The organism is Stenotrophomonas sp. GD03654 (assembly GCF_029845105.1).
Classification (GTDB): Bacteria; Pseudomonadota; Gammaproteobacteria; order Xanthomonadales; family Xanthomonadaceae; genus Stenotrophomonas; species Stenotrophomonas africana.
In genome coordinates this window covers 1-8052 of the sequence record NZ_JAOCLC010000118.1, presented here as the reverse complement: position 1 = coordinate 8052, position 8052 = coordinate 1, and the positions used below count along the sequence as shown (strand labels likewise).

Below are 8052 nucleotides of genomic sequence, written 5' to 3'. Positions count from 1 at the left end.
ATCATCGCCGTAGCCGCCCATTAGCGTGCCGGTCAGCAGCAAGGTCTTGCGAGCCTTCGCCGCCAGCACGCCCATGGCCTGGCCCTGGGCACTGCCACCGTTCTTGTACTCGTGCGCCTCGTCGGCGATGAGCAGGTCGAACGTGCCTTGCGGCAGGTAGCGTTTGATGAATTCGGACGGTTGGTAGCCGCCCTCGCCAAAGCCAAACTCCATGTTGGCCATCGCACGTTCCATGCGCGTGGCCTGACGGTCGGAAAACACCAGCTCGCCGTTGCCATCCATGAGGTTGATGAACTCATGGATGTTGTCACCCAGCATCGAGGCCAGGAAGCCGTCACCGAACTTCTGCATCAACTTCTGCGCGGTGACTTCCCCGATGGTCGGGATGCGCTTCAAGGCTTTGAGGACGACCGAGGACTGGTCGCTGCCGGACAGGCTGCGCGGGCGGATCAGCGTCCACAGGGGCGCGGCGCAGTGGCTGCACTTCCTGCGGGACTCCTCGGCTTCGAGCCCGATCGGGTTGACCGGCTCGCCGTCGAGGTCGGTGATGAGCGTGCCGCAGTCCGGGCAGGCCGCCACGTCGCCGTGGCGGGTGCGCCGCTGGGTGAAGACCGGCTTCCAATGGAACCCCATCCGCATCCTGACGCGGCCCAGGATGAAAAACTCCTGGCCCGTGGGCTGCACACCCAACTGCTCGCGCAGCTTGATGAGCTTGACCAGGGTATCCGGGCCGTTGAGCACCCAGACCCTGGCGCCCGCCACCGTCTCCTGGATCTCCCGCCGCCACTTGTAAACAAGGTGCGGCGGCGAAAGGACCAGGGTGCGGCGGTAGCCTTCAGCGTTGAGAACGGCGGCCGTGGCGATGCCGACGGTCGTCTTGCCGCAGCCCATTTCGCCATTGACGATCGCGGCGCGTTCGCCACGATCGATCAGCAGCTCGGCGGCGGCATGGACGACTTCGGCCTGAGCCTGGAACAGCTTGCGCTTGAGACTGGCGACGACGAGTTGGCGATGCGCCTGCGGCTGGCCGGTATAGACCGGCGGGTTGGCGCGGTTGAGCGAGTCGAGCAGTTCGTCGCCGAACTCGCCGACAAAATCCTGAAGGCTCAGGGTCAGAGGGGAAGATTCCGCATCGAGCAGTTCGCCCTGTACAGGCGTTGCATCGTTGACGGTGGTATCGAGATCGAGGGACATGGTGATGCTCCAAATGAAAATGGGGCATGCACCACCCCCGACGGGGCGATGGCATGCCCCGTGGTGGGAAGAGAGACGGCGAACCGTCTGTGGTGGAGAAACGATCAGCGGATGGTCAACACCTCGCCCTGTGTCGGGGAGTCAGGCGTCATGTCCCACGCGCGGATCACGGGAACGAACTTGTCGGTGAGGATGCGGGTCTCGGCGATGGAGCCGTCTTCGCGTTCGGTGAATTCCCGCTGGAGCGTCTTGTCCTTGTGGGTGTCACCTTTGACGACGAGCACGCGCCCGGTCTTGGAGCGCACGACGCCCGAAATTGCGCCTGCGGCCAGAGCCAGGGCGAGATGCCAGTGGGACAAGGCCCGCGCCGGAGGACGCAGCGACTGCTGCGCGGCCCCCAGGTGCGTGTCCAGCGACGGCCAGAGGCCTTGCAGCCTGCCAACCTCGTCGGCGAACTGCTCGGGCTCCATCGTCACGCGGAAGAAATGCTCCGGCTCGGCCGGACTGGCGGGGACGATGTACGGCAGGAACGGCCAATCGCTCGGCAGCTCCTCGGCTTCGATCTCGCCTTGCCCAACCTGCAGCAGCAGATTGCGCATGGCCTTGACGCCATCGGGTACCAGTTCGCGCTGGCGCACCCTACGGCCGAAGATCACCACCTGCTTGAACTGCGTTTCCACCGCTCGGTAGATCCGCAGGTCCGTGTAGTGGCGTGTCAACCAACCGACCAATTCCGCGTCGAGCACGTAGCCGGGGACGATGAAAACCAGCACGCCGCCGTACTGCAACAGCGACAGCGAACGCTGATAGAACAGCTTTTCGAGGCGGGCACGGCCCTGGCCCTGGTATCCGATGTTGCCGTTGACGTCCTTGGACAGGTCGCCATACGGTGGATTCAGCCAGAGCAACCCGAAGGACTGCTTGGAGACCATCGTATCCATCAGGTCCGCGTGCAGGCAGTGATCGACCAGGCCGCGGGCATGGCGTGCCCGCTCGGCGTCGAACTCGACTGCGAACGCCTTGGCCTGCTCGCGCCCGAGGGCGTGGGCGGCTTCGGCGATCGCCACGCCTTCGCCTGCGCAGGGATCGAGGATGCACATCGGCCCATCGCTGGGCATCAGTGCGTTGAGGGCTCTTTCGAGCGTGGGTTCATCGGTCGGGAAGTACCCGTTTTTCCCGAAATTGCGGGCGAGCCGCGGGAACATGAGGGCCATGGAAGTCTCCTGGTTGGCGGGGATGAAACACGGAAGCACGCCAAGGCGTGCCTCCGTGGGTGGGTCAGGCCGCTACCACTTCCGGCGTCCAGATCGTGGCCGGATAGGGATAGGCGGTGAGCACGTCACTGCGGATCAGGGAACCCAGCGCCAAGGTCAGCGCCGGCACGTCGATGGCGAGCCGATGGCCTTCCAGCGGCCCGAGGGCGAACGGAAGGCGGGCCAGCATCTCGCGGCTTTGCAGCAGTTCCAGCACGGTCTCGCGCCAATGGTCGAGCAACGGCAACGGGCAGGTGTCGCGCACCAGCATCCACAGGCGGTCAAGCCGGTGGGCGCTGCCCTGTGGGAGCAATGCCAGTGCGCTGGCGTTGGCTTTGTCGGGCTTGACGCAGCGCCGGTCGAACAGCCACACGTTGGACAGCGAACCGAACAGCGTTCGCCGGTAGGTGCGGGTCATGCGCTTTTCCAGGCGATCGACGTTGCCGACGAACACCGGGACGCTGCCGCCCTGGTCGGTGATGAGGTGGAACTGGTCCAGTCCCTGCTCGTCGCGCCCGAGGGTCAGGCGAGCCAGGAACTGCTGGACGGCGGTGTCGCGCGCCCAGATGGACAGGAAGATCAGGTTGCCCTGGTCATCGCCGACGCAAGCGTCGGCCATCACGTCCGGGCATTCGTCGATGCGGTACAGCGTGGTGGAAGAAGTGTTTGCGAGCATGGTGGTGTCCTCGGATTAACGGGAACAGCACCGCCCGCTGGGGCAAGTACTGCCCCAGGGGGTCGAAGAAAAACGCTCAGTCCGGCTCGAACTGCCGGGTGTGCGGGTTGAAGTGAAGCGCCTCGTCCACCGCCGTGATCGGCGTGAAGCCGTCCAGGTAGATGTTGTTGAGGTACTGGTCGCGGTAAGTCAGTGCCTACCGTGCCTGTTCCTCGGCGAGGCCGTTGCTGATGAAGTACTCCAGCATCTCCTCGTCGGAGGACACTTCGTCGTTGGACAAACTTCCTTCAACGAGTGCCAGCAGCGAGGGCGGGAGCGCAGCCAGGATCGGGTCCATGTTGGTTCCTCCTGGCTCAGGCCATCAGCGTCGAGGCGGGAGCCGTGACAGCCGTGGGTGTGCGCCGCCGTGCGTGGTAGGCGCGAACGCCTGCACGCCAGTCGGCGGACTGCTCCGGTGCGAGGTCCAGATAGGACAGCGGGCACGAGTAGTAGTACGGGTGCATGGACTCTTCCAGCGGCTTGTAGCCCCACTGGTTGCCGCTGCGTTCCAGCAGATCGCAGCGGATGGTGCGCAGGGACTGGCCCGGCGCGAGATCACGATGCACACCCTCGACCTTGGCGGTCATTTCGACCACGGACCACAGTACATTGCCGCGCAGCGCGTGGGCGATGACCTTCGCGCTGACGCGCTCGGTCTCCTGCGGTTCGATCAGTTCCGCGATCAATTCGGATCGCGATTGGTGAGAGAAATACCAGCCCATGGGAGGCCTCCTGAAAAAATAGAGCCGGAGGCCTCCCCGCAGGGGAAGAACCCCCAGCGGGTGATGGAATGCCGCAGGTGCGGCGAAGGAACCTATGACTTGTCCTCAGTCCCAGTCGTCATCGTCTCGATCACAACCGGCCGGGCAGTAGCCGAACTCAATGCCGTGCGAGCAATAGCCGTGCTTGGCATTCCAGTCCTGGGTTTCCTGCCGCTCGGCAGGTGTTGCGTAGTCCCATTCCTGGGCGGCAATTTCCAGGGCCTGAGCGCGCTGGTCTTCCGGCAATCGACTGGCTTGCGTGTCGATTTCCGAACTGAAGAGCGTGACCCAATGGCCCCAGGACAGGCCGCAACCACGCTGGGCATGCTCGGCGGCCGTCTTGCACACGGCGCGCCACGCGGTTTTGTCCAGCGCGGAACGGGGGGTATCGCAAGCGATGATGGACATGATGGAGACCTCCAGAAGAAAGCCGGGGCCTCGCCCGCATGGGGAAAGGGACCCCGGCGGGTGGATGAAGAACACCGCGGATGCGGCGTCTGCGATCACGCAGGTTGTGGTTCGGCCTGACGGCTCCACTCCTGCGTCTTGAAGTCCAGCGCGTAGCCCAGTTCGCCCAGGCGGGAGATCTGCGCGCGCAAAGCGCGTCGGTCGATGGTCGAATCCAGTTTCACGGACTCGCCCAGCGGCCACAGCAGGCCGAACAGAGTAGCGTCACCATCTTCGGTGCTGCCAGGAGCAGCCGCCGCAGCGGGCGCCGGTGCATCTACCCCGAAGGGCGTGGTATCGACCAGCGGGTCCGCCAACGCCTGCACAGGTGCGGGCTTGGTGGGTTTGGACGTCTTGGCGGGCTTGGCCGGCGTTGCCGCAGGCTGTGTCCCCAGCTCTTCATCGAGCGGATCGACTTCCTGGGTGGCGAAGCTGCGGGCCTCGTCACGGCTCAACTTGTCGATGCCATTGAGCGTCATTCCGTCGAGGTTGGCGCGGACTTCAAACCGCGCGCCGCCCGCGACTGGATAGGACTTCGCGAAGATGTAGCGAATGACGAATTCCCCGTCGTACTTGCCTTCGGGGTACTGCTCCAGCTCCGCGTCCTTGACCGCGAATTCGCCGATGGGGGTGGAAAGGCGACCGACCGTGAACGGACCGTTCTTGCCGCGGATGGTCCGCAACGTGAGCTGGCCCGGGATGACGATGGGCAGGACTGATCTCGTGGGTGCCGATGTGGCTGCCATGATGGTTCTCCTTGGGAAATAGGAAAAGGCAAGGCCCCGCGAGGGGCCATGCCGGATCAGAACGAAGCAGCCAGTGCCGGCTCCTGCTCCTCGACTTCACCTTCCGGCTCGCGCTCGGCAGGCTGATCGGCAGCGGTGTCGGCGGCAACCTCGGCTTCGGGCGCGGGTGCGTCCTCGGCCTGCGGTGCGTCGGCTTGCGCCTGGCTCGTCGGATAGACCTGGGTGCCGTCGATCTTGATCAGACCGATGTGGACCAGCGTCGATTCCAGGCTCGCTCCCGGTTCCCCGGCGCGCTCGCCCTTGGTGCGGATGTACGGGTCGATTCGCATGTCGTTCATACGGAAGGCGATCAGTACCTTGCGATCCCCCTCGATGGCCTGGATGCACCGGCGAACCAAGTGCTCGGTTTCAGGAGTGGCGACGATGGTGTCGAAGTACCGATACTCAGGCTCATCGACGGGGCCTGCCAGTGCGGCAATGGTGCTTGACAGGAAGGGATCGCCATCCTTGGGGGTGACGTCCTTGACGCGGCTGAGGTAGCCGATGCCGCGGGTCATCAACTCGTGCTGCTCGATCGAAGCCAGCTCGGCCCGGTCGAGCGGCTCGGCCTTGAGCAGTCGAGCTTTGAGGCTGGCGGCCGGCTTGCCGGCGTGCTCGCCCTTGTCGCGGATGTACGCATCGCCCCAGAGGTCGCCGAGGCGGAAACGCACCAGCGGGCGTTGCTTGGGATCGTCAACGCCGATGCAGCGCTGAACGAGCTTCTTGGCCTCGGCACCCGAGACCTTGACGTCGAAGTAGCGATAGCTGGGGTCCCTGGCGGGGCCGACCAGTGCTGCGACAGTGCATGCGAGGAACGGCTGCGCGCGGCGGCCGCCCCGGACGGGCACTTCATGGGCACGCTGGATGTAGCCGATGCCCGAGGTGTGGAGGTCGAAATACGATTTCTCGTTGGACGTGGTGTTCATGGTGAATCTCCATTCGAAGAAGCGGAGACACACCAGGCCCACGCATGCGGGGAAAGGTGCGTAACCCCGCGGTGGGTTGATAAGGCGAAAGCATCCGCCACCAGGGACTGGTGGCCGCTCGCGGACGGATGCGGTGCGAGCTGGCTCGGTCACGCAGCGGGAACTGCGCCGCAACCTCGAAGACCGATGGTTGCCTGGCATGTCGCTGACAACGTCAGCAGGCATGGGGTCAGCATGTCCGGGGCTCGCGCGCGTGACAGCAATCAATCGGCACCCGGGCGTTTCCCTTTGTCCACGCCATGCGCCGCCGCCGCGCATGCCGATCAGGCGCCAGCCGACGGCACGCAGACTGGCATCGCCTTCGTCGGGCGTCTCCGTGACGCGGAAAAAAAGAAGCCCCCTATGCGGGGGGCTACAAGGGCCGTGCGGTGGTTGCCGCGCTAAGCCGATGGGACCACCTCCAGCGACAGGTGCGTGGCGGTGGCGGACAGCATCAGGTCGTCCGTGCCGTGCAGGATGCGTGCGAAGACGCCTTCCTTCGGGTCGAAGAACTCGCCGAAGTCGTCGCCGCCCAACTCGGCGCGCGTCAGTTCCCACCAGTCATCGAACGGGTCGGTATCCGGGTTGCAGCCGACGGCATACGCCAGCAGCTTCACGCGGCCGTCCGGGCGGCGCTCGGCGCGCTCGGCGAGGAAGTACACGCCCTGATCCTTGGCGAGGACGACGCGGCATTGGTTGGCGACGGCCTCGGCCAGTACGGGTCGCAGATCGGTGCCTCTGAATCGCAGTGACATGGTTGAAATCTCCTGTGGGGATGAGAAAGAAAAAGGCCCTCCACCCGAACGGATGGAAGGCCTGTGGGGGCAAGTTGTCGTCAGGCTGCGAACTTCGCCCGGGACATCATGCCGGCACCGCCTGGCGTCGCCGGGAAGCCTTGGCGTCGATCACGCTCACGTCGATCCGGCGCCAGTTCCCGTCGTCGATGAGTCTCTCCAGCACTTCGCCGAGCATGTCGAAATACACCTCGTCATGCCGATCGACCAGTTCGCCATCCCGATGCAGCTCCACCACGTAGGTGTCGCCGCCGCGGTCGTAGAGGATCGTCACCTGGCCCTGGAACTTCGCGGTCGAGACCGTGAAGCCGATCGCCGGAGGCGTCTCGATGATCTTGGACGGTTTGGGATCGACCCAGGTGAAGTCGCGGGCGCCCGCGTCGACCAGCATGTGGGTGATACGCCGGAACCCGTCGGGTGCCGGCATTTCCTCCAACTGCTGGATGAGCTGGCCCAGTTCCATGCACTGCGGCACAGGGACGGGCAGCTTGGCCGGCGCGGAGCCGAGGATGTGCGTCTTGATGGTGTAGGGTCTGCCATCCGACGTGTACTCGGTGCGCTCTTCCGGCGTGTCCGCGCGCAGGCCGTCGAAACGGCGCCGTGCGTAGGGCTGGACATGCACCTTGGCGCCCTCGCTGGGAACGGTGGTGACCAGGTTGGGATCGAGCACCGCGAACTCGCTGGGCTTGAGCTTGACGACGATGGCGTCGTCGTTGGCCGCGACCACCTTGCCGTCGAAGGGTTGGGGATCGATGGCGAAGCCCAGCGTCGAGGACTGCGGCTGGTCATCGAACACGCGGTACTTGAACGACCGCACGTTGCGGGGCACATGGCCGGCGACGAGCGAGGGCATCATGGTCTTGATGAGGGAACGGTCCATGGGAATCTCCTTGGGAAAGAACAAGGGATTCCCCGCCCACAAGGGAGAGGTCCCTTGTGGGTGGATGGACGCGGTGCGTCCGTAGGAAGAAACGACCAGCACGGTCTCCCGTACTTGCAACCTCGAAGGTCTTGGCTGCCTGGGCATGTGTCGGCGACGCCGACGAACATGGGGCAAAGATGGCCCCGGAATGGGCGGATTGCCTGCAGGAAACAGCACCGCGCCGTACCCACTTTCCTGATCCGTGGGCAAGAAAAA

General features: G+C 64.9%; 8 protein-coding genes and 2 pseudogenes. All 10 read right to left on the bottom strand.

The features are described from left to right. Positions 1–1194 (bottom strand): annotated as a pseudogene (locus N5J73_RS23535) (DEAD/DEAH box helicase); the annotation flags it as partial. A 104-nt stretch (positions 1195–1298) separates the two neighbouring features. Next, positions 1299–2432 (bottom strand): DUF6094 domain-containing protein, encoded by a 1134-nt coding sequence (locus N5J73_RS23530; protein WP_255487793.1) that lies wholly within the window; start codon positions 2430–2432, stop codon positions 1299–1301. 40 nt (positions 2433–2472) lie between these two features. Beyond that, a complete protein-coding gene (locus tag N5J73_RS23525; protein ID WP_034030343.1) occupies positions 2473–3123 on the bottom strand; it encodes a hypothetical protein in 651 nt (216 codons plus the stop codon). 76 nt (positions 3124–3199) lie between these two features. After that, positions 3200–3460, bottom strand: a pseudogene (locus N5J73_RS23520) (hypothetical protein). A 16-nt stretch (positions 3461–3476) separates the two neighbouring features. Then, positions 3477–3884: a hypothetical protein gene (locus N5J73_RS23515; protein ID WP_034030340.1), complete on the bottom strand. Its 408-nt coding sequence runs from the start codon at positions 3882–3884 to the stop codon at positions 3477–3479. A 105-nt stretch (positions 3885–3989) separates the two neighbouring features. Then, entirely contained in the window at positions 3990–4331 is a 342-nt protein-coding gene (locus N5J73_RS23510; protein WP_034030346.1) for a hypothetical protein, read from the bottom strand. A 95-nt stretch (positions 4332–4426) separates the two neighbouring features. Then, positions 4427–5116 carry a DUF3275 family protein gene (locus N5J73_RS23505; RefSeq protein WP_034030338.1) on the bottom strand — a complete coding sequence of 230 codons (690 nt, stop codon included), beginning with the start codon at positions 5114–5116 and terminating at the stop codon, positions 4427–4429. Between the two features lie 56 nt (positions 5117–5172). Next, positions 5173–6081 carry a DUF3577 domain-containing protein gene (locus N5J73_RS23500; protein WP_034030336.1) on the bottom strand — a complete coding sequence of 303 codons (909 nt, stop codon included), beginning with the start codon at positions 6079–6081 and terminating at the stop codon, positions 5173–5175. A 440-nt stretch (positions 6082–6521) separates the two neighbouring features. Continuing rightward, positions 6522–6875, bottom strand: coding sequence for a DUF3085 domain-containing protein (locus N5J73_RS23495; protein ID WP_034030334.1), 354 nt, complete (start codon positions 6873–6875; stop codon positions 6522–6524). A gap of 106 nt (positions 6876–6981) precedes the next feature. Then, on the bottom strand, positions 6982–7794 hold the full coding sequence (locus N5J73_RS23490) for a hypothetical protein (RefSeq protein WP_034030332.1): 813 nt from the start codon (positions 7792–7794) through the stop codon (positions 6982–6984). Positions 7795–8052: the final 258 nt, after the last annotated feature.